Genomic DNA, 24232 nt, shown 5'->3' with positions numbered 1-24232 from the left:
GAAGGTGCACCGGTAGGCTCGCTTCGTGTCCCTGACCCTTCGCCAGCGCAACCGGCTCGCGGCCATCCACGTGATCATGGACACGGCGATGGACCTGTTCGACGAACGTGGTTACAACGCCGTGACGATCGACGAGATCGCCGCCGCGTCCGGGGTGTCACCACGCACCTTCTACCGCTATTTCGGCACCAAGGAAGGGCTGTTCACCACGGACCCGTTCGCGATGGTCGGACTGGACCTCTACTCCGCCCAGCTCGACCCCGACGACCTGCCGGGCACGCTGAAAAGGCTGATCGGCCTGTTCGACGAGTCCCCCGGCCACTCTCCCTGGCGCGGGATGCGTTACGTGCTGGAGGAGCCCGCGGTGCGCGCGGCGGTGTACGGCTCGCTGGACGAGGCCGCCGAACGCCTGGCCACCCAGCTGCGCGACCGCGGCGACCCACCGGCCAAGGCTCGGGTGATGGCGCGGACGTTCTGGTTCGGGGTCTACTTCGGCTCGCTGGAGCAGTGGCATCTGGACGGGCGTTCACGCCCCCTGCTCGACTACGTCCTCGAGGGCATGGCCGCACTCACCGCTGTGAAGACCACGCGCGATTCCTCGTAGTTCCGGCGGCCGGTCGAAGGCTGGTCGTCCTGCCACAAGAAAGCGGAAAACTATGACATGTCTCCTCCAGTCGGCCGTGTACCCATGCGACGGTGCAGGTGGAGGTGGTGGTGATGGCCACGATGCCGAAAGCGTTCGAACAGGCCGCGAGGAGACACGGCGTACCGGAGAGCGTCCTGCTCGCCGTCTCGTACATGGAGTCGCGCTGGGACTGTAACGGCGGCAAGCCCAGTACGGCCGGCGGGTTCGGCCCCATGCACCTCACCGACGGCGCCGCGCTGAGCACCTCGCGGCACCACCACCTCGACGGGGACGAGGACCCCCGCGGCGACGACTCCCGGCCTGCGCTGCGTCCCGTCGAACCGGCGGCGCGGCAGGACGGCCTGCCCGCGTCCCTGCACACCCTGGAGCGGGCCGCCGAGCTGACCGGGGAGAGCGCCGAGCGCCTGCGCAAGGACCCGGCCGCCAACATCGACGGTGGTGCAGCGCTGCTCGCCGAGTACCAGCGCGCCCTGGGCGCCCCGCCGAGCGCCGACCCCGCCGACTGGTACGGCGCGGTGGCACGCTACTCGGGCGCCACGGCCGAGGAGACGGCGGCGGGCTTCGCCGACGAGGTGTACGAGATCCTCCACGAGGGCGCCACCCGGACGACCGACACCGGTACGGAGGTGACGCTGCCGCCCGCTCCCGAGGTGCACCCGTCCCGCTCCTGGCTGGCCAGGCTGGACCTGCCCCACCTGGCCCGCGCGGACGCCGTGGAGTGCCCCGGCTCGCTCTCCTGCGAGTGGATCCCGGCGCCCTACAGCCAGCTCCCGAACGGCAAGTACGGCAACCACGACCTCGCCGACCGCCCCACCAGCCAGACGATCCAGTACATCGTCATCCACGACACCGAGGAGCTGTACGGCAAGACGCTCGATCTCGTGCAGGACCCGTCGGAGATGAGCTGGCACTACACGCTGCGCTCGCGCGACGGTCACCTCGCCCAGCACGTGCTCACCAAGGACGTGGCCTGGCACGCCGGCAACTGGTACGTCAACGCCAAGGCGATCGGCCTGGAGCACGAGGGCTTTCTCGCCGCCGGCGGCACCTGGTACACCGAGGCGATGTACCGCACGTCCGCCAAGCTCGTGCGTTACCTGGCCGACAGGTTCGGCGTCCCGCTGGATCGCGCCCACATCCTCGGCCATGACAACGTGCCCGGCCTGCTGCCGGAGAAGGTGCGGGGGATGCACGAGGACCCGGGCCCGTACTGGGACTGGGCCCACTTCTTCGACCTGATGGGTGCTCCGCTGCGCCCCGACGGCGATTCCGGCACGGTCACGGTCATGATCCTGCCCGGCTACGACCGCAACCGCCCGCACTACATCGGCTGTGACAAGGACCATCCCGCAGCCGCCTGCCCGGCGCACGGGTCGGCCTCGATCTGGCTGCACACCGAGCCGCGCGAGGGGGCACCCCTCGTCAAGGACATCGGCAAGCACCCGACGGGCCAGTCCACGTTCAGCGTGTACGATCACGCCGCCCGTGCCGTCACCGGGCAGCGCTACGTCGTCGCCGAGCGGCGCGGCGACTGGACCGCCATCTGGTACCTGGGCCAGAAGGCGTGGTTCCGCAACCCGGGCTCCGCTCCCGTGGCCGTGCCCAGCCGGACCCGGATGGCGACGCCCCGGCCCGGCCTGGACTCCGTTCCCGTGTACGGCCGCGCGTACCCGGAGGCGGCGGCGTATCCGCCGGGCGTGGCGGTGCAGCCGCTGGTCCCGCTGCAGTACACGTTCGCGGCCGGGCAGTCGTACACGGTCGGCCTGACCACGACCGGCGAGTTCTACAAGGCGACGACCTTCGACACCACGCAGCATCGGGTGGTCCGCGGCACCCAGGAGTACCACCAGATCCAGTTCGGCCACCGCGTCATGTTCGTCAGGAGCGAGGACGTCGTGGTGACCGAGGCGTGAGTGCCCGGACCCACTGGCGGTCCGGACCGGCGAAGGCGCTCCAGAACGCGGTGTTCGAGCTCGTGACCGGTGCCCGGGTGTTCCGGTTCGCAGAACAGCGCGCCGCAGGAGTGAAGCAGATCTGAAGGCGGCCTCCCTGATGATGGCACGCAACCAGCGGTGTGTGGGGCCGCTGTCGCGTGCCGGTCGTCGTGCCGGGGAAGAGAGGTTCGTCCATGCGTTTGTGGTTATGCCGCGCCGCGGTCGCCGGGCTGGTAGCGGGTGGGATGGTGGCCGGTGCGGCGCTGGCGGCCGCCCCCGCCCTCGGGGTCGCCGGCGGGTCGGCGGCACCCGCCGACGGGTACGGGTTCGTCGCTGACGTCAAGGTGGGCAACGCGGTACGCGGCTGCTCCGGCGCGCTGATCGACCCGGAGTGGATCCTGACCGCGAAGTCCTGTTTCGTCGAGGGCTCCGATCCGGTGCCGACCGGCCCGCCCTCGCAGCCGACCACCGTCACCGTCGGCCGGGAGGACCTGACCGCCATCGGCGAGGGACAGGTGCGCGGCGCGACCCACGTGGTCCCGCATCCGTCGCGCGACCTCGCGCTGGCCAAGCTGGCCAGTCCGGTGGTCGAGGTGGCGCCGGTCAAGGTGAGCGCGACCGCGCCGGCCTCCGGTGAGGTGCTGCAGGTCGCCGGCTTCGGGCGCACGGCGACGGAGTGGCTGCCGGAGCGGCTGCACACGGCGCCCTTCTCGGTGAGGACGGTCAGCTCCGGGGCCATCGAGATCAGCGGCGACCCGTCGGCGCCGGCGAGCATCTGCAAGGGGGACGCCGGCGGGCCGACGGTGCGCGACCTCGCGACCGGCCCCGAGCTCGTCGCCCTGCACAGCGCCTCCTACCAGGCGGGCTGCCTGGGCACCGACGCGACGGAGACCCGCGACACGGCGACCGAGGCGCGCGTGGACAACGTCAGGGACTGGGTACGGCAGACGGTACGCGGGGGCACCTTCGTCCGCCTGCCCACCAGCGCGAGCGTCCTGGACACCCGGTCCGGGCTGGGCGCGCCCGCCGGTGCGCGGCCCGCGGGCAGCCTCACCCCGTTCCAGGTGGCCGGGGTGGGCGGCATTCCGGCCACCGGCGTCAGCGCGGTGCTGGTCGACGTCACGGTCGTCGCGGCCTCGCCCACGTTCCTGACGCTGCTGCCGGAGGGCGCGCCGCGCCCGCCGCTGTCCACGGTGAACGCCACCGCGAACCAGATCATCTCCAACACCGCCGTCGTGCCCGTGCCCGCCGGCGGGCGGATCTCCGTCTACAGCCACGGACCCGGCGCGCACGTCCTGGTCGACGTCCAGGGCTACTACACCACCTCGGGCAGCTCCGGGCGCGGCTTCGTACCGGTCGACCACACCCGGCTCGCCGACACCCGCAGCGGCCTGGGCGGCGCGGCCGGCGTCGTGCCGGCCCGGGGGACGCGCACCTTCACGCTGACGGGCGGCGCCATTCCCGCCGGGGCGAGCTCGGCGTACCTGGACCTGGTCGTGACCGGCGCTACCACGCAGGGCTGGGTCGGCGCGTTCCCGCCCGGCGGCTCCAACAACCGCAGCGTCATGGACTTCGTGCCCGGTACGACCTCGCACGGCGTGACGGTGCAGCTGGGCGCGGACGGGCGAGCGACGTTCACCAACAACAGCGGCTCGCCGGTGCACTTCGTGCTGACCGCGCTGGGCTACTTCACCGGCAGCGCGGACACCGGCGCGGGGCTGCGCACCATGCCGGCGGTACGCCGCCTGGACACCCGCACGACCGGCACGGGCGTGCCCCTCCCGGCCAACAGCACCATCGACGTACCGCTCGGCCTGCCCGCGGGCAGCACGGCGGCCCTGAACCTGACCGTCGCCGACAACACCGCGAACGGGCACCTCAACGTGTGGCCGGTCGACGGCACCGAGCGGACGACGTCGCTGGTCAACTACGCGCCACCGGCCAACGGCGTGCGGGCCGGGCACACCGTGGTCAAGGTCGGCACCGGCGGCAAGATCCGGGTCAGGAACGACAGCCCGGGCACCGCGCACGTCCTGGTGGACCTCCAGGGCTGGTACGCCGCCGACCTCGTACCGGCGGGAGGAGGCGCGGCGGCCGAGAGCAGGGCGGCCGAGGACGTGGACGTGCCGGGATCGGTGGTCGAGGACTTCCGCTACCCGGGCGCGGAGTCCATCGACGACATCGAGCTGATCCGCGGCGACGGCCGCATCACGCTGGCGGAGTGCACCGATGACCCGCAACTGATCACGGTGGAGAGCGTCGGCCGGTCGAAGTTCTGCTTCCGGGTCAAAGGCGACACCGGCTGGCTGAGCCTCCGGCTGGACGCCGTCTTCCTGGTGGGCTCCGGCGACCAGGAGGTCGAGGCGACCATCACCGCCAACGGCGAGGAGCAGACGGTCGTCGTGCCCGAGGGTGAGATACGGCCCACCGGCACCACCGACCCCGACTTCGCGGTGCTGCTGGAGCTGCGCGCCTCCCCGTGACGGCGCCTGGACGCGGATCCGACTCGGTACACGTTCGGAAGGAGGGCGTCGTGGAGGCGTCCCGAGCATGGCTTGGCACGAAGCACCTGCTGGTGGCGCTGCTCGCGGCCGGAGGGATCGCCGTTCCCGCGCACGCGGCGGAACCGGCGGACCGGCGGGCGCAGGCGCTGGAGCTGATGAAGACGGCGGGCCCAGGGGTGGCCAGGGCGGCCCAGGTCGCGCTCCTGGGCTCCGACGAGGACGTCCGCCTGTTCCTGGACACCGACCGGCACGAGCTGGGGGTGCAGGACGACCGGATCCGGGCGGCCTACCTCATGGAGGTGAGCGGGCCGGCGATGGTCCAGGCCGGGCAGACGGCGCTGGCCGGCCCGCCGGAGCAGCTCCGGGAGCTCCTGGAGAGCGGCTACCGGCCGATCATGGCGCAGGACCGGCGGATCCGCGTCGCCGGCCTCATCGAGGCCGGCGGCCCGTCCACGCAGGCGGCCGGGCGCGCCGCGCTGGACAGCGGCGACGACGCCGTCATCCAGTTCCTGATGGACGGACGGTACACCGCGGCGGAGCAGGACGACCGGATCGCGGTGACCCGGCTGATGGCCGCCGGCGGGCCCGAGGTCACCCGGGCGGCGCAGGCCGCGCTCCAGGGCACGCCGCAGGACATCCGCGAGTTCCTCGACCACGGCCGGCACGTGGCGCGGGCGCGGGACGAGGAGATCACCACCGTCGCCCAGTTCGCGGAGATCGCGCGGCTGGCACAGGTGACGGCCGCCCAGGAGACCCAGGCGGCGAAGGAGGAAGCCGAGCGCGCGGTCAACGCGGCCCGGCTGGCGAAGGAGGCGGCCGAACGGGCCGCGGCGGAGACGGCCGCGGCCGGCTCGTCGGCCAAGAAGGCCACCGAGGCGGCCGGCCGGGCCGCCGACGCCGCCCGCCGCGCGGCCTCCGCGGCGCAGGAGGCCATCGGGGCGGCGCAGGCGGCCGGCAACGCCGCCCGGGTCGCGGCGAGCGCGGCCTCGCGGGCCGCATCCGCCGCGGTGCTCGCGGGCCAGGCCTCCGCGCGGGCCTACCAGGCGGCGGCGAACGCGGCGACCGACGCCACCAAGGCCGATGCCGCCCGGCAGGCGGCACAGCAGGCGCGCGCCGTCGCGGCGGCCGCGGAGAAGGCGGCCGACGCGGCGAAGGCCGCCGGTGAGGCCGTGGACCAGGTCAGCGTGGCGGTCGGCGCGGCCCGCAGCGCGATCGCCAACGCGCAGGCGGCCGCGGCGGCGGCCGAGCAGGCCGGCGGCCACGCCCAGGTCGCCTCGGCCGAGGCCGCCAGGGCGAGGCAGGCCGCGGCCGAGGCACGCGCCCACGCCGCCCGGGCGGACCGGGCGGCCGACGCCGCCGAGTCCCTGGCCAGGCAGGCGAGGGCGGCGGCGCGGGACGCGGAGCACTGGGCCCGCGACGCGGCGGCCCACGCCAGAGCGGCGGCCACCGCGGCCGACGAGGCCGCCGCGCACGCGGGGGAGGCGGCGGAGGCGGCCCGGCGGTCCGCGGAGCACGCCAGGAACGCGGCCGTCGCCGCCGACGCCGCCACCGCGGCGGCCAAGGTCGCGGAAACCGCCGAGACGACCGCCCGGGCGGCCGAGGCGGAGCAACTGCGCTCGTACACCGAGGAGCGGGTCGCGGCCGCCCGCGCGGCCAAGGAGAAGGAGGAGGCACTGCCGGCCGCGGTCCCATGGGACGCGCCGGAACAGGACCGGGTGGACACCGAGACGGCGCGGCTCCTCGCGGCCGCCACCGCCGCCGGCGCCCCCGCCGAGGTCGTGCTCGACAACGGCCGGGGGGCCGCCATGCGCCTCGTGACCGCCGGCGGCACCTGGACCAGGGCCGCCGCGGAGGCCGCGCTGGCCGGCTCGGAGGCGGACCTCCGCACGTGGCTGGAGGCGACCCGCGCCACCGCCGCCGAGCACGACGACCGCTCCCGCGTCGTCCGGCTCGCCGACCTCAGCGACAAGCCGGCGCTGAAGGCGGCCGCCGCGGCGGCTCTGGCCGGCACGCACCGGCAGGTCGTGCAGTTCCTGCGGCTGCCCATGTACGAGGGCAAGGTCCAGGACGACCGGATCGCCATCGCCAGGCTCATGGAGACCGGCGGCCCGGCGACGGACGCGGCGGCGCAGACGGCGCTCAACGGCACCCCGGCCGACGCGCACCAGTTCCTGCGCACCGGGCGCCATCTCGCGGCCGAGCAGGACGACCGCGTCGCGATCGCCCGCGCGATGGAGACGGGCGGCGCCGAGGTCGACGCCGCCGCGCAGGCCGCGCTCAACGGCCCCCGCCGCTACCTGAGCGACTTCCTGCGGACGGGGCTGTTCAAGGCCCGCCAGCGCGACCACGACACCGCGCTGCACGTCGCCAACGTCCGCAGGTACGTGGCGGAGGCGGCCGGATCGGCGGCCCTGGCGCGTACGGACGCCGCCGAGGCCGCCCGGGTCGCGGCGATCGCCAAGCAGGCCGCGGACGAGGCGGCGTACTGGGCGGACAAGGCCCGCGAGTCGGCCGACCAGGCCGAGGTGTTCGCCGGGCAGGCGGCCCAGGCCGCCGCCGAGGCCAGGCAGTCCGCCGACCAGGCCGAGGCGTCGGCGCGCACGGCCCGCGACGCGGCGAACGCCGCCGCCCAGGACGCCAAGGCGGCGACCCGGTCGGCGGCCCTGGCCGACGCCGCCGCGGCCCGCGCGCAGGCGTCCGCCGCCGCGGCCTACTCGGCGGCGGAGCGGGCCCGGGCGTCGGCGCTGGAGGCCGGCGACGACGCCGCCGAAGCGGCACTGGCCGCCCTCGACGCGCTCAACCTGGCGGCGGCCAAGCAGCGCGCGGAGGACGAGGAACGGCTGCGGGAGAACACCCCGCCGCCGACCGGCCCGGAGAGCGGCCTGACCACGTTCGAGACGTACGAGCGGGGAACCATGCTCGTCGTCTTCGACGACGCCTGCTATCTCAACGGCTACAAGCTGCCCGGCGATCTCGGCGTCGGCTCCTGCGGCGAGCTGGCGAGCGACTTCGACAGATGGCTGGGCGACTTCGGCGCCTTCTTCGACCTGGCCGGGATCGAGGAGGACGACTGGGCCGCGGTGCTGCTCAAGACGTACTGCACCGGCGAGAACAACCGTGGCGGAGACCCCTGCGGCAACGTCCTGCGCCACGAGCTCCGGGACGTGTCGATGGCGCCGATGGGCGAATTCGGCGGTCCCGGCCTCTTCCCCGGCGTCGGCGGGCGCCGGCCGCCGCTGCACAACCTGGCCGCCAGCCGGGCGCTCTTCGAGGAGTACAAGAACATCCTCCGCGCCGAGATGGTCAAGCCGCACGTGGTCGACAGCCAGCTCGCCAGGTGGTTCGAGGAGCTGTGGCGGCCTGGCGCGACCGTCGGCAACGGCAGCACCGCGGCCGCCGTCCGGTTCGAGCTCAAGTTCGGCGGCTCGGTCGGTGGCGCCCACCACGCGCAGAAGGCGAGGAACTACATCGACGCGCTGGAGAAGTGGCTGAGGAACAATCCGGCCGCGTCGCCGGGTGACCGCGCGGCGGCGGAGAACGTGATCATCGACCTGCGCAACGCGCTGGCAGGCAAGTGAGACCGGCCCCGTGACGACCTGTCGTCACGGGGCCGCCGTCCGGCACCGCCTGGGGAGCATGCCTGAATCGCAGCTACGGGATGCCTTCGCGACAGTGCCCGCCAGCCGGGGCGGTCATGGGCCGCACCGATGCCGTGCAGTGCCATCATGACGGCACCGGCACCCACGTCGTCGCGGACGGCGCCGTCCTCCACGGCGGCGGCCACCAGGTTGGTGACGGCCTGCTCCAGCGCCCGGCTGCCCTCGGCGAGCGCGCCCGAGCCGGTGGCCATGAGCGTGGCCGGCGTCCGGGCGAGGCCCTGGTGGGCGCCCAGGTAGCCGACCATGCCACGCAGGAAGGTCGCCAAGGCCTCCTCCGCGGGCAGCGTGGCCCGCAGCCGGCGGGCGCGGTCGCACAGCGCGGCGACCTCCTCGTGATAGACCGCCTCGGCCAGCGCCTCCCGGGTGGGGAAGCGGCGGTACAGCCCTCCTGGGCCGCCGCCCTCGGCCGGAGCGACCAGCCGCACGAGGTGAACCCTCCGTGCAGCCGGCACAGCTGACCCACCGAGCGGTGTTTCACAAGGCCGAGTGATCTTGAGCCTTCCTCACAGGTCAGGGAGCGGCCGCGCCGGCCGCGTCAGCGGCCGTGTCAGCGCGACAGCGGCCGGGCATCAGAGCGGTCCGCGACCGTAACGGCCATGAACGGTTCAGTGATCGCGGCCGCGACGCCGCGTAAGGCGTACGAGGGCGGGATCGTGCTGGACGGCATCGACTTCCGCCACACACTGCGGGGCCTGCTGGGCCGCTACGACGTCATGCTCGGGCGCCTCGTGGCCATCGGGATCGTCCTCGGGCTCGTGCCGGCCGGCAAGAAGGGGCCGGGGGTGCGGCCATGGGCTCGGCACCTGTCGTTCACCCCGCTCATCGAGACCCTGCGCGGCCTGCCGTCGGCGGGCCCTGTCCTCATGGTGATCGCCGGGTGCGCCGGGCTCTCGTTGCTCGGCTACCTGTGGGCACGCGCTCGGCGTTGAAGCCCTGGCCGCCCCGTCCCGGCTGGCGGAGCCGCGCGACCGCCCGGCCGGACCGGCGGGCCGCCCCTGACACTCACCGCGCCGATCGCCATCGCCGTCGCCGCGCCTTCGTTCCTGCTCTTCGCCCTGGTCAAGACCCGCATCCGCGCAGACGGTCGGCCCACCTCAGCGGCGGACGCGGCCCCGTACGACTGCGGGCCGACCCGGCCGAGGGCCTGCGCGCGGTCTTCGCCCACCACGTCCTGCGCACGGCCTGCCGGTCGGCCTGATCGGCGTCCTGGTCGCGCTCACCGGCGTGCTCACGCCCACTGCCCGCGAGCTCGGCTGACAACACCGCCTTCTGAGATCGCATACGGACGGATGGTGACGTTCCCCTTCATGCCTTGGCGGCCGGCGATCACGCCCGTATGTTGGTGATCGTTTTGCTGGCTCTCCGAACCGCGGGGTGATCATGGGATCCACGCGCACGAAGCTGACCATTCTGGCGAGCATCCTCCTCATGGCCGGCCAGGCGGCGGGCGCGGGCCCGGCCGCGGCGGACGGCTGCCCGGCGACCACCGGCCAGTGGGAGGTCACCGACCTGGGCGTCACCGGGAGCGCGCTCGACATCAACGACCTGGGACAGATCGCCGGCTCCAGCGTGAGCGCGGCCGGCGAACAGCGGGCGACCGTCTGGGACGGCGCACAGGTGATCGATCTGGGCGGTCTCGGCGGCGGCCACGCCTACGCCGCCGCCCTCGACGAGGACGGCAACGTCGTCGGCAGCAGTTACACGGCGACCGAGAAGGGACACGCCTTCCACTGGCGCGCCGGAACGATGACCGACCTCGGCACCTTCGGCAGCATTCCCACCCTGGTCCGCGATGTCAACGCGGGCGTCATCGTGGGCGAATATCGGTACCTGCTGCCCAATGGCACGGCCCGCTACCAGGCGTTCCGCATCCAGGACGGCGTCAGGACCGACCTCGCCGCCGTCTCCGGCAGCAACGCGGCGGCCGTCAACGCGGCCGGGCAGATCGCCGGCACCCAGCGTCGCCTCGAACCGCCCGGCCCGGCGAGCCAGCGGGCCCACCGGGCCTTCCTCTGGGAGGACGGCGTCATCACCGAGCTCGGCACGCTCGGCGGCCAGTGGAGCCAGGCCGAAGGGATCAACCGCCACGGCCACATCGTCGGCCAGTCGGCGCTCGGCGCGGACGGCGTGCTCGCGGGCGGCTACATCTGGAGTGCCGTGGAGGGCATGCGGCGCCTGCCCGACGCGGGCGGTCTGGCCGCGCCCAGGGCCGTCAACGACGACGACGTGATTGTCGGCACGCACACCTGCACGGAGGCCGGCACCGCCGCCCACGCGGCGGTCTGGACAGGCCCCGACGCGGCGCCGGCCCTGCTGCCCGACCCGGCGACCGGCACCGCCACGATGGCCAACGCCGTCAACGCGCGGGGCGAGATCACCGGATGGGCGCAGGCCCCCGACGGCACTCGGCGCGCCCTCGTGTGGCGGCCCGCGCCAGGCAGCTCCTGAGCCTCAGCCGGCGGCGGGTTCGGGCGCTGGCCGCGGCCGTCGCCACCCGTCGAGCGGCCGGCGCCACCTGGGACGAGATCGCGGTCGTGCTGGACGTCAGCGCTGACACCGCCGCCCATCGCCATCACACCTGACCACGGCGCTCGTCCTCACCTCAGTTGGCGTCACGCATCAGAAGGCTGGTCGTCTTCACGGCGAGAACGACGGCGGTATCCGGACGCCAAGGACGCGATCGTGGATGCAAGGAGAACGACCATGACCCCGAGGACGAGCCAGTGCTCGACCCACTGAGCGACGACACCCCACCCCCATGCCTTGACGGCCAGGCTTTGCGGGGTGCCCGCGACGATGCCGACGATGTGCGTGAACACGATCCAGGCAGCGACGACTGCCGTCAGCCAGCTGATCCAGGCAGGGGATCGATCCGCCCCGATAGCGTTGCCCCCGCGTATCTGTGCGCGCGTCGCACGAAGTAAATGCCGATACGCCATGAGATCAATATGGCACGTCACTTTTCCGGCAAGAAGGGTGGTTGGTACGCCACGACATGAAGTTGGGACACCATTCGGCATGGTTCGGCGGTGATGACGTCGTCCACGACGACGGCGCGCTCGCCTGATCGTCCTCCCGGAGTCCTGCCTGGGCAACCCAGCGCTCCGCGCCTCAGCCGGTGCCCGTCCTGGCGGTCCCGTTCGCCTGGAGGACGATCTACGTTCACAACACAGCCCAAACCAGCCCATAAATTGCCATTCCATGACTTTTAACGCTGTTTCCCGACGATCCCTGCTCACCGGCGCGCTGGCGGGCGCGGGCCTCACCATGCTCGGCGGCACCCCCGCCCGCGCCTCGGCCAGGCCCGGCGGCAGGACGCCGCGCGTCCTCATCGCCACGAACGAGCCATGGGGCACCTACCACTCGGCACCGCTGCTGCCGGAGGCGCGGCGGCTGGGCTGGGAGCTGGTGCAGCTCGTGCCCGACCGTACGGGGATCAAGCCCGGCGATCCGGTGCCGGTCGCGCTGCTCGACGAGGTCACCGACGCCGACCTGCTCGTGGTGACGGGCGCGGGCGACTGGCCCGCCGACTGTGCGGCGCGGCTGCGCCGGGTGCCGCTGGTGGCGAGCTCGCTGGCCTACCAGTTGCCGGTCGAGGCGCCGAGGGCCAAGGAGTTCAGGGGACGGCTGCGGGCGATCACGGCGTCGTCGCCGGCGGAGGCGAAGGTGTTCGACGACTACCTGGGCACCCGCCGCGAGATCGACGTGGTGGGCTCGCCGCAGACCGACGACCTGCCCGCGTACGCTCCGGAGGCGGGCACCGTACTGGTGCTGACCAGCGTCACCAAGTCCAGCCAGACCGGCGGCTCGGCCCCCGGCACCGAGCTGCTGCTCGCCGCGGCCGAACGGCTCGCGGCGGCGGGCAGGCACATCCTGGTGGGCCTGCACCCGCGCGAGGACCGCTCGCTCTGGGAGCGGTACGAGATCAGCACCGTCGCCTCCGTGCAGGCGTCGGCCCGCGCCGAGGCCGCCATCGGCATCCCCGGCACGGTCTTCCCCGTCGTCGCCGCCGTGGGCGTGCCGCTGGTCGGCTGCACGGACCCGGCCCTGCAGATCCCCGGCTACCTGCTGAGCGTCTGCTCGCACACGATCACCTCCGCCGACGAGGCCGTCACCGCTGTGCAGACGGCCGGGCCGGTGTCGCGCAAGGTACTGTACGAGGCCGTCGGGCCGGTGGGCGGCTCGGCCAGGCGCCTGTTCAGGGTCTGGCGCAAGGCGGGCCTGCGGGCGCACGCGGCCTGAGCGCGGGAATCCGCAAGGCGGGCCTGCGGGCACCCGCGGACTGAGGGGCCGACACGGCTCGGGTGAAGCGCTAGCGGTCGAGGACGTGCAGCGGGTGCGGGGCCGTGCCGAGCGGCAGGGCGCCCTCCTCCGCGCAGAGCACCACGTCCGCCACCCTGGCCCCGAACAGGTCCGGCACGTGGATGGCCGGCTCCAGGCAGTACGTCATCCCCGGCTCCAGGACCGTGTCCTCGCCCGGCCCTTCGTCCGGACCGAGGCCGACGCCCCGGCCGGCGTGGGCCGCCGCGAACCGCCCGTACCCGCTGCCGTCGATCACCTCGGCCACCGCTCGGGCGACCTCGCCGGCCGGGACGCCGGGACGCAGCGCCGCCAGGCCCGCGCGGTGGGCGGCGAGCACCACCGAGTACATCGCCTCGAAGTCCTCCGGTGGCTCGGCCACCACGAAGACGCGGGCCGCCTCCGCGCAGTAGCCGTCCCACCGGCCGCACACCGACACGCCCAGCGCGTCCCCGGGGTTGATCACGCGTGGCGAGGGCAGGTGCGCGGGCCGCGCCGTGTGCTCGCCGGCGGCCACCCGCAGCGACAGCAGCTCCTCGCACCCGGACTCCAGCAGCAGCGAGCGCAGCCGCGCGGCCATCACCCGCTCGGTCTCCCCGAACCAGGCCAGCTCCCGCACCCGCTCCAGCACGCCTTCCGCCGCCGCCACGGCGCGCCGCAGAGCCTCGATCTCGTACGGCTCCTTGCGCAGGCGGAGCGGCGCGAGCACGGGGCCGGCGGGGACCAGCTCGGCCTCGATCGCCAGCCCGAACAGCTCGCGCACCCGCATCTCCGGATCCACCCCGACCCGCCGCGCCCCCCGCGGCACCAGCGCGGCCGGGTCCCCGGTCTCGGCCAGCCCCTCCCGCGTCACGACGAGGAACGGCCCCTGCCCGCCGCCGAGGAAGCGGAAGTCGGGCGAGGGCCGCAGCACGAGCGCGTCGATCCCGGCCTCCGCCATGACCCGCCGCGCCCCGGCGACCCGCCCCGCCACCACCGCCTCGGGCGCGGCGGGTGGCGCGGGCGTGGTCACCGGGTCGGGCGCGGCGGGCACGGCGGGCACGGCGGGCGTGGTCACCGGGTCGGGCGGCCCGGGCGTCACTTCGGCTCGTGCAGCCAGCAGGCGACCGGCCCGAAGTCCGGTTCCTTGTCGCGGCACACGTCCATCACCAGCGGGCAGCGCGGGCTGAACCGGCATCCGGCCGGCGGGTTGGCCGGGTCCGGCACGTCGCCGGGCAGCTCCGCCGGCAGCACGCCCAGCCCGTCCGGCTGCGGGATGGCCGCCAGCAGCGCCTTGGTGTACGGATGGCGGGGGTTCGCCCACACCTCCGCCGTGTCGCCCACTTCGACGATCTTGCCCAGGTACATGACCGCGATCCGGTCCGCGATCAGCCGTACCACCGACAGGTCGTGGCTGATGAACAGCAGCCCGGCCCCCGACTCCACGGCCAGGTCGCGCATCAACCGCGCCACCTGCGCCTGCGCGGAGGCGTCCAGCGCCGAGATCGGCTCGTCGCCGATCAGCAGCCGCGGCCGCGCCGCCAGCGCCCGCGCGATGGCGATGCGCTGCCGCTGCCCGCCGGAGAACTCGTGCGGGTGCCGCCCGGCGAAGTCGCGCGGCAGGCCGACGCGTTCCAGCAGGTCGGCGGGGGAGGCGGCGGTGTCGCGGGCGGCGCGCAGCCCGTCGGCGATCTGGTCGCCCACGCGCCGGCGCGGGTTCAGCGACGCGTACGGATCCTGGAACACCATCTGGATCCCGGTCAGCCTGCGGCGGCGCAGCCCCAGCGGCGTGACCGGCTGCCCGTCGAAGTCGATCGAGCCCGCGGTGATCGGGTTCAGCCCGCAGACCGCGCGGGCCAGCGTCGACTTGCCGCACCCGGACTCGCCCACGAGGCCGACGACCTCTCCCGGCCGCACGCTCAGGCTGGCCCCGGCCACGGCCCGCACGACGGGACGCCCGGGGGAGCGGTGCTCGACGACCAGGTCGTCGATGGTGAGCAGGTCGTTCATCGCATCTCCGCATCAGGCAGGGAGTCCAGCAGCGAGCGCGTGTAGGGGTGCTCCGGCTCGCGCAGCACCCGGCCGCGCGGCCCCGACTCCACCACCAGGCCGTCCTTCATCACGCTCACCTCGTCCGCCACCGCCGACATGACGCCCAGGTCGTGCGTGACCAGCAGCACCGCGAGCCCCAGCTCGTCGCAGAGGCCGCGCAGCAGCCGCAGCACGCCGGCCTGCACGGTCACGTCCAGCGCGGTCGTGGGCTCGTCGGCGATGAGCACCTTCGGCGAGCAGGCCAGCGCGATGGCGATCGCGATCCGCTGCCGCATGCCGCCGGAGAACTGGTGCGGGAAACGCCCGTACGCCTCCTCAGGCCCCGGGATGCGGACCTTGCCCAGCAGCTCCACGGCCCGCGCCTTCGCCTCGGCCTTACCCAGCCCGAGGTGGTGGCGCATGTGCTCGGTGAGCTGCTTGCCGATGGTGAGCATCGGGTGCAGGCTCGTGGCCGGGTCCTGGAAGACCATGGCGATCTCGCCGCCGCGCACCCGGTTCAGCTCCTTGGGCGGCAGCGTCAGCAGCTCGCGCTCGCCGAGCCGGATTGAGCCGGTCACCCGGGCGCCGTGCGGCAGCAGCCCGAGCGCGGCCAGGCCGGTCATCGTCTTGCCCGACCCGCTCTCCCCGGCCAGCCCGTGCACCCGCCCGGCCTCCAGCCGCAGGTCCACGCCGCGCAGGATCTCCTTGCCGCCGATCGAGACCCGCAGGTCCGTGATGTCCAGCGTCGTGATGTCCGACGCGCTGATGTCCGGCGTCACAGCGCACGCTCCTTGATCGCGCGGGCCGTACGGGGGTCGAGGGCGTCGCGCAGCGTGTCGCCCAGGAAGTTGAACGCCAGCACGACGGTCAGGATGGCCAGCCCCGGGAACGTCGCCACCCACCAGCTGTCGAACACCTCCACGCCCGAGGCCACCATCGCCCCCCACTCGGGGGAGGGCGGCTTGGCCCCCAGGCCCAGGAACGACAGCCCGGACAGCAGCAGCAGGGCGGTGCCGATGTCGAGCGTGGCCAGGACGAGGACCGGCCCTGTGATGTTCGGCAGCACGTCCACGCGCAGCGAGCGCCACACGGAGAAGCCCAGCAGCCGCCCGCTCAGCACGAACTCCCGCTCGCGCACCCCCAGCACCAGCCCGCGCGTGACGCGGGCGTAGGCCGGCCAGGCCACCACCAGGACGGCCAGCACCGCGTTGGTCAGGCTCGCGCCCAGCGCGGCGGCCACCACCATGGCCAGGATCACGGTCGGGAACGCGAACACCAGGTCCGCCACCCGCATGATCGTCTCGTCCACCCAGCGGCCGAAGTACCCGGCGCACGCGCCGAGCAGGCCGCCGATCAGCACCGACAGCGCCACCAGCAGCAGCGTCAGCGGGATCGACACCCGCGCCCCGTACAGGACGCGGCTCAGGATGTCGCGGCCGAGCTGGTCGGTGCCGAACCAGTGGCCGGGACCGGGCGGCGCGAGCCGGGGCAGCTCCTGGGCGAGCGGGTCGTGCGGGGCGATCCAGGGCGCGAGCAGCGCGATGACCACCCACGCCACGGCGAGCACGGCGCCGGTCACGGCCAGCGGCTGCCGCCACGCCTCGGGCAGCCTCCCCAGGAGACTCACGCGGGTCATTGCAGCCTCACTCGGGGGTCGATGACGCCGTACAGGACGTCCACGACCAGGTTGATGACGAGGTAGACGATGCCCACCACCAGGCCGACGCCCATGACGGCGGGCAGGTCGAGGGTGGTGGCGCTCTTGTAGGCGTACTGGCCGACGCCGGGCCAGGCGAAGATCGCCTCGACCAGGACGGTGCCCGACAGCAGGCTGCCGAAGGCCAGGCCCGCCACGGTGATGATGGGCACCAGCGCCGAGCGCAGCACGTACCGGAACAGGATGGTCCGCCCCGGCAGGCCCTTGGCCCGGGCGGCGCGCACGTAGTCCTGCCCGAGCACCTCCAGCACCGCCGAGCGGGTGAAGCGGGTCAGCAGGCCGATCGTGTAGAGCGCCAGCACCAGCGCGGGCGTGATGAGGTGGCCGACGGCCGAGGAGAAGATGTCCCAGCGGCCGGCCAGCACGGCGTCCACCGTCTGCAGCCCGGTGACGTAGGGGGCGCCGCCGAGGGCGGCGTCCACCCGGCCGCTGCCCGGGGTGATCTGCAGGCGGTAGAAGAACACGTAGAACGCGACCAGCGCCAGCCAGAACGTCGGCACCGAGATGCCGATCAGGCTCAGCACCCGCAGCGCGTGGTCGGAGAGCCGGTCGCGGCGCAGCGCGGCCACCACGCCGAACGCCACGCCCAGCACCAGCGAGACCAGGATCGCCGCGCCCGCCAGCTCCAGCGTCGCCGGCACGAACTCGGCCAGGTCCTGGCTGACCGGGCGGTGGCTCTGCTGGCTCGTGCCCAGGTCGCCCTGGACCAGGCCCTGCAGGTGGAGCAGGTACTGCTGCCAGAGCGGCTTGTCCAGGCCGTGCTCGGCCCGCCACTGGGCGACGATGGCCGGATCGCCCAGTGCCCGCTGACCGAGGTTCGCGGCGACGGGATCGCCGGGGACCAGGTTCGTCAGGACGAACGTGACGAGCGTGATGCCCCAGGCCATCAGGACGGCCAGCAGGACGCGGCGGATGAGGAACCGCGCGAGCGGAGGCACCCCGGATCCCTACTTGACGCCGAGGTCGGCGACGTCGACCGTCCAGACCGGGTGGTACTCCAGGCCGGTCACCGAGGCGGCCGTCACGATGTTCTGGCCCGGCTGGATCAGCGGGATGAACGGCCCGGAGGCGTTGAGCTTGGTCTGGACGTCGGCGTAGGCGGTCTTGCGCGCGTCGTCGCCGATCGTCTCCGCGGCCTTGGCGCCCGCCTCCTCGATCTCCTTGGCCGCGCCCTCCTTCCAGCCGGCCCGCAGGCCGACGGTCTTACCGGGCAGGAAGGCGAGGTAGTCGCTCGGGTCCGGGTAGTCGGGGCCCCAGTACCACAGGCCCATCTCCTCCTTGCCGTTGCGGTAGTTGTCCAGCGCCGTCGTGACCGGGGCGGGCTGCAGGTCCACCGTGATGCCGACCTCCTTGAGGTTGGCCTGGATGCGCTCGGCCAGCGGCTGGAACGACAGCCCGTTCACGGTCAGCTCGCTCGGGTACTCCAGCTTCACGGTCGGGTTGGACAGCCCGCTGGCGGCCAGCGCCGCCTTGGCGCCCTCGACGTCCCGCTTGGCCCCCTGGTCGGCGGGCAGCGCGCCGAGGATCTGGGACGGGATCACGCCCGGCGCCTGGGTCGAGCCCTCACCGGCCAGCTCCAGCAGCCCCGCGTAGTCCACGCCCTTGCGCACGGCCTCGACGAACTTGGCGTTCGGCGTGGTCTTGCTGATCGCGGAGTCCTGGTTGGCCAGCAGGAAGATGACGTTCGCCGAGGCGGTCTTCTCGACCTGAAGGGTCGCGGGCATGCCGGTCACCTGGTCGCCCGACAGGTTCAGCGCCACCTGGCTGTCGCCGCGCTGGACGTTCAGCTTCTGGGTGGCGGCCTCGACGTTGCGGATGACGACCTTGTCATAGGCGGGCTTGGTCCCGTAGTACTTCGGGTTCGCCTTGAGCGTGACCTGGCTGCTCACGTTGAACGACTCGATGGTGTAAGGCCCGGAGCCGGCGGAGTTCGCGTTCAGGTACTGCTCGGCCTTGTCCTGGGCGTCGGCGGTCGCGCCGTTCTGCTTGGCGACCTTGCTGTTGAGGATGCCCAGCGCCGGGTTCGGCAGGATGAACGGCAGCGCCGGGTTGGCCGCCTCCGACGTCAGCGTGATCGTCGTGTCGTCGGTCTTGGCCACCTCGACGCCGTCCAGCAGGAACGACGGCGTGCCCTTCATGTCGCGCACGCGCGTCAGGGAGAACACCACGTCGTCGGCCGTCACCGGCGAGCCGTCGGCGAACGTCGCGCCCTGCTTGAGCTTGAGGGTCAGCGTCTTGCCGTCCTCCGACAGCTCGTACGACTCGGCCAGCGCCGGCACCGGCTTGGTCACGTCGGCCCCGTCGAACGTGAGCAGCGTCTCGTACACCGCCTTGCCGACGATGAGCCCCGTGGGCTCGTACGTGCGGCCGGGGTCGGCGGTCTTCAGGTCGAAGGACGTGTCGATGACGAGGGTCTTGGCTCCGGAGGCCGCGGGGGCCTGGGAGGTGCCGCCGCTTCCGCAGGCGGCGAGGGCGAGTGCACCGGCGAGCAGTACAGCCGCCGTCTGCGAGCGGGTCGCCATGAGGGTCCTCCAAAATTGGACGTTCAGCAGAAGGATGTCGAGGATTGTGCGGCAGATCGTCCAGGGACTGTGCGGTCGGCTAGACGTATATAAAGGTCAGTGAGGTAATGATGAGTGAAATTTCCAGAAATGGTGTCAGCGGTGGCGGTCAGCCTGGACGGATCGGCATCGGTCTCGAACTGGACGACATCCACCTGAAGATCCTTGAGGTCCTGCGCGAGAACGGCAGGATCTCCGTCGCGGCGCTGGCCGAGCGGGTGGGCATCTCCCGGGCGAACGCCTACACCCGCTTCGAGGCGCTGCGTGCCGACGGCGCGATCAAACGGTTCACGGCGGAGATCGACCACGTCAGGGCGGGGCTCGGCATCACCGCACTGATCTTCGTGACCGTGCGCCAGCAGATGTGGAAGCAGTTCAGGGCGGAGCTGGCCAGGATGCCGGAGGTGGAGTACTGTGCGATCACCACCGGGCAGCACGACGCAATGATCCAGGTACGGGTCTCCGACGTGGCCGCCGTGCACACCATGGTGACCGACCGGCTGGCCAACATCCCGGCGGTCAAGGCGACCGAGACCGTGTTCATCCTGGACGAGGTGCTCAGGCGGCCGTACGTGCTGCCCAGCGACCGCGACCAGGCCCGCTCCCAGCGCCGGCCCTCCCAGGAGGCGCAGGGCGACGTGCCGCTCGGCAAGATGCGCTTCGTCGGCGCAGCCGAGGGCCGGGCCGCCCTGCGCAAGGACGGCTGAGCCCCGCTAGGCGACCTCGGTGCACACGCTCACGTGCAGCGTGTCGTCCCCGTCGAAGCTGAACTCCTCCACCAGGCGCAGCAGCCCGTCGTCGCCGGTCTCGATGCGGCTGCTGCTCTGCCCGCCCGCCTTGCCGCCGGCCTTCAGCGCGTGCGCGTACGCGATCGAGACCTGGTCGCCGTCGCGCGTGCCGACGAAGCGCCCGTGGGTCACCGTGTCGCCGGTGTACTCGCCCCACACGACCTCGTCGGCCTCCCAGTACTGGAACCGGGTGGGACTGTCGGGGTTCACCGCGCTCGCCGTCGAGCTGACCATCACGAATGTACGACCGTTGAGATTCACACCCCCATGGTGCTGATGTTTCCGAAATATCAGCACGTGGCTGGACATATGGTGAGGGCGTCCTGTCAATGCCTGGAAATCCGTCCAGCCCGGCGCTCGCCGGAGGGCGCGCGAGCGCGGCTCAGTCCACCGGCCTCCCGGCGGCGAGTGCCTCACCGAGGTGCGCGAATCCTCGCCTCCGCGTCGCGGAGCACCCCGGGCACCAGCAGGCGGTGGACGGCGGACAGCGGAGGCCACACGCGGGCGCCTGCCCTCCGGCGATAGTGCAGGAAGGTCGCCAGCGACACCTGCTCGCCGGCCGTCCGTACGAGGAGGTTGCCGGTCAGGAACCAGGAAGCCGCCTCGAGCCGGATCCAGTCCTCGCCGCCTCCGCCGATCCGCCAGCCGGCCACGGTGGCGGGCGATCGGGTCCGGCTGAGCCGGAACCCGAGGAGAACGCACCAGATCAGCACCTCTCCGGCGTTGGGCACGTCGCCGAACATCGCCCGCGCCCACTGCTCCGGCGTTGCGGCCACCTCCGTGGGAAGGGTGAACTGGTCGGCGTAGTCGATGCCGGGCAGCGAGCTGAGCGCGCGGACGGACTCGGGGACGTTGTGCGCCCCTACGGCGCTGTGAACGAAACCGACGGTCATCTCACAGTCTCCGTTCATGTGGATCACATGGTTGGCCGGCTTGCCCGCACCCTGTGGCGGTTCACGGGGTCTCCTTCTCGGCGCGCAGGGAATCGATGGCGGCCAGGCTCCCACCCGTGAGGTCCGCCCCGACCGCCTGCAACATCACCACGAGCGCACCGTCGGCCAGATTCCGCGCCAGGCCGTCCATCCCCGCGCCCGTCAGCCGTGCGACTTCTCCCAGAATCCCCGAGATGACGGCGCGGCAGCGCGCCGCCACCGTCTCGTCCCTGCGCGCGGCGGCGCAAGCCTGCAACCACAGGCCGCTGATCACCCCGCCGGCCAGCATCCCCCGGAAGCCGGCGCGCATCGCGGCCACGGGATCGTCCGGAGACGTCGCCGCGGCCTGCCGGACGACCTCCAGCAGCTGACGTTCCAGCTCGTCGAGGCAGGCCAGGAAGAACGCGTGCTTGCTGCCGAAAAGCCGGAAGACGTACGGCTGCGACACCCCGATCTCGTCCGCGACCTGCTGGATCGACGCCGTCACGAACCCGTGGTCGGCGAAGACCCGCATGCCCGCCACGACGGCCTCCGCACGCCGTTGTTTCGCGGTGCTGCGCCTCACGTCCATGCTTCGCATTTTACGCAGTAACCACTTACTAACAAGGTTGGTAAGTGCTTGATCCCCCTCATGAGGGTGGCCATCCGGTGGGCTGGTCACGCGTTCACGGTGTGGGGATGACCCCGCACAGGTAGACGGACCCCTCCAGCAACTCCGGTGTCAGCGTGATGCCGGTGAGCCGCTCGGCCAGGACGAACGCCGGCCCGTCGCTCGGATGGAGGAGCCCCTGGCCGGTGTCGATCCGCCGCATGATCTCCAGGACCTCGTCCGGTACCTCTTCCGCGTAACCTTCATCGGCGAGGAACCAGAATCGGAGCTTTTCGTTCTCGCTCCAGTAGAAGTATTCGAGGCCTTCGACGTCGCGGAAGTGGGAGACGAGGCGGGTTCCCGCAGACAACGACGTGATGATTTCTTCGTCGGCGCCGAGCCCGCCGTTGGGCTCGACGATGAACACCCGGTCACCCACGGTCGTGGCGCCGAGAAACGCGGTGTCGTAGCCGTTCCTGTAACTGGCCTCGATCAGCTTCTCGAGCGTCATGGGCGTGAACTCCTCCGGCCGGCCGCCGAGCCGGGCCACCAGGCGCTCGGGGGTCAGGCCGCGGACGTAGGTGAAGCAGTAGGCCTCCGCCAGCTCGGGGAAGCGCTCGTAGGAGAACCAGGCGAAGTCGCCAGGAGTCGCGATCATGTCGTCATGCTGGCAGAGCCGGCCGCCACCGTGAGCCCTGCCCTTGCCGAGCAGCCGGGCGATCGCGACCTGCGCGGGCGTGGCGCCGGCCTCGGCCTGCACCTCGCCGGCGAGGGCGAGGTCGCGCCTCTCGCCGGTGAAGCGGGGATTGCCGGCGCGGAAGTCGTCGGGGCCGAAGTCGCTCTCGCTGCACCCGGCGTCGTCGCTGCGGGCGCCGGTGTAGCCGTGGACATGCCCATGCAGCGCGGGTACGGGCGCCGCGATACCAGGCGCCGGTCTGGCCGTTCATGCAGCGCACGTACAGGCTCTGGCCGACGCGGTGCAGGCCCAAGCCCCAGTCCTGGCCGGGTGCCGCGGCGCGGGAGGCGGGCAGGTCGGCGTGGTCGTCGAGCAGCAGCACCGCGCCCGGCGCCAGGCGGGGCACGCAGGCGCGCAGCGCGGTGAGCGTGGCGTCGTAGCGGTCGACGTCGAGGTAGGCGAAGGTGATCTGCTCGGGCAGGGCTCCGGGCAGGGCGTCGGCGAGCCGGCCGGGATGGATGACCGGCCGGCTCAGGCCGAAGCGGTCGTGCGGGGCCTGTCCAGCACCGCGCGCAGCCACGCGGTCATCGCCCCTCGATAGCAGCCCAGCTCCACCACCGCACCCGGCACCCGCCGGCCCGCCACGTCGGTCAGGTAGGTGCGCACGACCTCCAGCCGGCCCCGATTGATGGTGCGCGGCTGGTCATCCAGCAAGATTCGCGAAGCGCATCGATGTCGCCACCCGTAGTGGTCAATGGTGTCACCCCGGCGGCGGGAGACCGGCGGAAACCCGCCGTAGGGGCAGTTCCCGGTTGATCACGCTCTCACCGGCGCGGATCGATGTGGATCTTCGGGCCGGGCCCCGCGCCGGTCGGCCGGCGTCCCGCCAGGACGCCGGCGGTGTCCGCGAGGCCGACCGTGGCGGCCACGAGGGGGCGGGCGTCGACCGAGCCGTCGGCGTAGGCGGCGATGGCTCCGGCCAGGCCGGCCGAGCCGCCGAGGATGCCGACCGCGGTGACGTCCTTGAGCACCAGGTCGCGGGTGTCGATCGTGGACGGGGTGCCGGCCAGGCCGATGTAGACGGCACGCCGGCCGGGTTCGACGAGGTCGAGAGCGAGCGCGGGCAACCCGGGCGCGTTGGTGGCGTCGATGACGGCGTCCCAGGCGAGCGACGGCAGCGACCCTCGGGTCCAGGCGTCGGTGAAGCCGAGGCTCCGGGCCAGGTGGAGGCCGTGCTCGTCGCGGCCCATCAGGTGCACCTCGGCTCCGCCCGCCCGCGCGAACAGCGCCGTGAGCAGGCCGATCGTGCCCGTACCCAGGACCAGCACCCGCTCGCCCGCCTCCAGCCCCGCCGCGCGGACGGCCCGCAGCGCGTTGCCTCCGGGCTCGACGAGCGCGCCGAGCGTGGGATCCACGACGTCCGGCAGGTGGTGCAGGGCCGTCGCGGGCACCGCGAGTCGCTCGGCCAGCGCGCCCGGGCGGCCACGGCTGATGCCGATCTCGGCCAGTTCGGCGCACACGTGGTGGCGGCCGGCCCGGCAGCGGTCGCAGTGACCGCAGCCCAGCATGGTGTCGCCGGTGACCCGCCGCCCGGCCCAGGAAGGGCTCACGCCCTCGCCCACCGCGCTGACCCGCCCGCACCACTCGTGTCCTGGACGCAGCGGGTACCAGGAACGGCCGGTGTGCAGGTAGCTCATCCCGCCGGTGAACAGCTCGACGTCCGTGCCGCACACGCCGACCCGTTCGAGGTCCACCACCACCTCGCCCGGCCCGGCGACAGGCGGTTCGACCTCCTGTACCTCGGCCTTCCCGGGGCCGGTCAGGACCAGAGCACGCATGTTCCGGAGGTTAGATCACCGTTCCACAAAATGGAAGTCTTCGCATCAGGGGAGAGATGCACTACTCTCCCAAATGTTC

The 24232-nt window shown here is 73.0% G+C and carries 24 protein-coding genes; 8 read left to right on the top strand and 16 right to left on the bottom strand.

The genetic code is table 11. The features are described from left to right. The first annotated feature begins 25 nt into the window (after positions 1-25). From HD593_RS60550 to HD593_RS32210, 4 genes are all read left to right on the top strand, one after another. Entirely contained in the window at positions 26-604 is a 579-nt protein-coding gene (locus tag HD593_RS60550; protein ID WP_312903856.1) for a TetR/AcrR family transcriptional regulator, read from the top strand. A gap of 92 nt (positions 605-696) precedes the next feature. Next, complete coding sequence (locus HD593_RS32220) at positions 697-2559, top strand: N-acetylmuramoyl-L-alanine amidase (protein WP_312903854.1); 1863 nt, start codon at positions 697-699, stop codon at positions 2557-2559. Between the two features lie 215 nt (positions 2560-2774). Further along, on the top strand, positions 2775-5063 hold the full coding sequence (locus HD593_RS32215; RefSeq protein ID WP_185105722.1) for a trypsin-like serine protease: 2289 nt from the start codon (positions 2775-2777) through the stop codon (positions 5061-5063). Between the two features lie 50 nt (positions 5064-5113). After that, complete coding sequence (locus HD593_RS32210; RefSeq protein WP_185105721.1) at positions 5114-8662, top strand: ALF repeat-containing protein; 3549 nt, start codon at positions 5114-5116, stop codon at positions 8660-8662. Here the strand turns inward: HD593_RS32210 and HD593_RS60545 are convergent. Next, complete coding sequence (locus HD593_RS60545) at positions 8548-9168, bottom strand: TetR/AcrR family transcriptional regulator (RefSeq protein WP_221525102.1); 621 nt, start codon at positions 9166-9168, stop codon at positions 8548-8550. The two genes, HD593_RS32210 and HD593_RS60545, sit on opposite strands and share 115 nt — an antisense overlap. Before the next feature lie 171 nt (positions 9169-9339). Between HD593_RS60545 and HD593_RS32200 the strand changes: the two genes are divergently transcribed. Beyond that, positions 9340-9672, top strand: coding sequence for a hypothetical protein (locus HD593_RS32200; protein ID WP_185105720.1), 333 nt, complete (start codon positions 9340-9342; stop codon positions 9670-9672). A 130-nt stretch (positions 9673-9802) separates the two neighbouring features. On the opposite strand, the gene HD593_RS32195 is transcribed toward HD593_RS32200, so the two are convergent. Further along, positions 9803-10024 (bottom strand): hypothetical protein, encoded by a 222-nt coding sequence (locus HD593_RS32195; protein ID WP_185105719.1) that lies wholly within the window; start codon positions 10022-10024, stop codon positions 9803-9805. A gap of 99 nt (positions 10025-10123) precedes the next feature. Here HD593_RS32195 and HD593_RS32190 point away from each other — a divergent pair, with 99 nt between their 5' ends. Continuing rightward, the gene (locus tag HD593_RS32190) at positions 10124-11191 is read left to right on the top strand and encodes a hypothetical protein (protein ID WP_185105718.1); all 1068 of its coding nucleotides are present in this window, start codon (positions 10124-10126) and stop codon (positions 11189-11191) included. 164 nt (positions 11192-11355) lie between these two features. Here HD593_RS32190 and HD593_RS32185 read toward each other — a convergent pair whose 3' ends face one another. Next, positions 11356-11682, bottom strand: coding sequence for a hypothetical protein (locus HD593_RS32185; RefSeq protein ID WP_185105717.1), 327 nt, complete (start codon positions 11680-11682; stop codon positions 11356-11358). A 262-nt stretch (positions 11683-11944) separates the two neighbouring features. On the opposite strand from HD593_RS32185, the gene HD593_RS32180 reads away from it, so the two are divergent. Next, a complete protein-coding gene (locus HD593_RS32180; protein ID WP_185105716.1) occupies positions 11945-12985 on the top strand; it encodes a hypothetical protein in 1041 nt (346 codons plus the stop codon). Between the two features lie 70 nt (positions 12986-13055). On the opposite strand, the gene HD593_RS32175 is transcribed toward HD593_RS32180, so the two are convergent. Genes HD593_RS32175 through HD593_RS32150 form a run of 6 tightly spaced genes read right to left on the bottom strand, consistent with a single transcriptional unit; the run spans position 13056 to position 19291 of the window. After that, positions 13056-14123: a M24 family metallopeptidase gene (locus HD593_RS32175; RefSeq protein ID WP_312903852.1), complete on the bottom strand. Its 1068-nt coding sequence runs from the start codon at positions 14121-14123 to the stop codon at positions 13056-13058. Beyond that, positions 14120-15031 (bottom strand): ABC transporter ATP-binding protein, encoded by a 912-nt coding sequence (locus tag HD593_RS32170; protein ID WP_185105715.1) that lies wholly within the window; start codon positions 15029-15031, stop codon positions 14120-14122. Before HD593_RS32170 ends, HD593_RS32175 begins: the two co-directional genes overlap by 4 nt. Then, the gene (locus tag HD593_RS32165) at positions 15028-15831 is read right to left on the bottom strand and encodes an ABC transporter ATP-binding protein (protein WP_312903850.1); all 804 of its coding nucleotides are present in this window, start codon (positions 15829-15831) and stop codon (positions 15028-15030) included. Before HD593_RS32165 ends, HD593_RS32170 begins: the two co-directional genes overlap by 4 nt. Further along, on the bottom strand, positions 15828-16688 hold the full coding sequence (locus tag HD593_RS32160; protein ID WP_185105714.1) for an ABC transporter permease: 861 nt from the start codon (positions 16686-16688) through the stop codon (positions 15828-15830). The genes HD593_RS32165 and HD593_RS32160 overlap by 4 nt, the downstream gene beginning before the upstream one ends. Then, positions 16685-17707, bottom strand: a complete 1023-nt coding sequence (locus HD593_RS32155; RefSeq protein ID WP_185105713.1) for an ABC transporter permease — start codon at positions 17705-17707, stop codon at positions 16685-16687. Before HD593_RS32155 ends, HD593_RS32160 begins: the two co-directional genes overlap by 4 nt. A 9-nt stretch (positions 17708-17716) precedes the next feature. Continuing rightward, a complete protein-coding gene (locus HD593_RS32150; RefSeq protein WP_185105712.1) occupies positions 17717-19291 on the bottom strand; it encodes an ABC transporter substrate-binding protein in 1575 nt (524 codons plus the stop codon). Positions 19292-19401: 110 nt separating this feature from the next. Between HD593_RS32150 and HD593_RS32145 the strand changes: the two genes are divergently transcribed. Beyond that, complete coding sequence (locus tag HD593_RS32145) at positions 19402-20037, top strand: Lrp/AsnC family transcriptional regulator (RefSeq protein ID WP_185105711.1); 636 nt, start codon at positions 19402-19404, stop codon at positions 20035-20037. 6 nt (positions 20038-20043) lie between these two features. Here the strand turns inward: HD593_RS32145 and HD593_RS32140 are convergent, their stop codons facing one another. From HD593_RS32140 to HD593_RS32105, 7 genes are all read right to left on the bottom strand, one after another. After that, positions 20044-20379, bottom strand: a complete 336-nt coding sequence (locus HD593_RS32140; RefSeq protein WP_225275458.1) for an avidin-fold protein — start codon at positions 20377-20379, stop codon at positions 20044-20046. Between the two features lie 152 nt (positions 20380-20531). Then, complete coding sequence (locus HD593_RS32135; protein WP_185105710.1) at positions 20532-21011, bottom strand: hypothetical protein; 480 nt, start codon at positions 21009-21011, stop codon at positions 20532-20534. Positions 21012-21072: 61 nt separating this feature from the next. Beyond that, positions 21073-21621, bottom strand: a complete 549-nt coding sequence (locus tag HD593_RS32130) for a TetR/AcrR family transcriptional regulator (protein ID WP_185105709.1) — start codon at positions 21619-21621, stop codon at positions 21073-21075. A gap of 94 nt (positions 21622-21715) precedes the next feature. After that, complete coding sequence (locus tag HD593_RS32125) at positions 21716-22399, bottom strand: DUF6461 domain-containing protein (RefSeq protein ID WP_312903848.1); 684 nt, start codon at positions 22397-22399, stop codon at positions 21716-21718. Next, entirely contained in the window at positions 22302-22895 is a 594-nt protein-coding gene (locus HD593_RS65285; RefSeq protein WP_221525101.1) for a TylF/MycF/NovP-related O-methyltransferase, read from the bottom strand. The genes HD593_RS32125 and HD593_RS65285 overlap by 98 nt, the downstream gene beginning before the upstream one ends. Further along, a complete protein-coding gene (locus HD593_RS32110) occupies positions 22847-23029 on the bottom strand; it encodes a TylF/MycF/NovP-related O-methyltransferase (protein ID WP_185105707.1) in 183 nt (60 codons plus the stop codon). Before HD593_RS32110 ends, HD593_RS65285 begins: the two co-directional genes overlap by 49 nt. Before the next feature lie 110 nt (positions 23030-23139). After that, on the bottom strand, positions 23140-24153 hold the full coding sequence (locus tag HD593_RS32105; protein WP_185105706.1) for a zinc-dependent alcohol dehydrogenase: 1014 nt from the start codon (positions 24151-24153) through the stop codon (positions 23140-23142). Positions 24154-24232: the final 79 nt, after the last annotated feature.

This window comes from Nonomuraea rubra, assembly GCF_014207985.1.
GTDB classification, from domain to species: Bacteria; Actinomycetota; Actinomycetes; order Streptosporangiales; family Streptosporangiaceae; genus Nonomuraea; species Nonomuraea rubra.
Note: the sequence above shows the minus strand (reverse complement) of the source record. Positions and strands in the feature narration are given on the sequence as shown.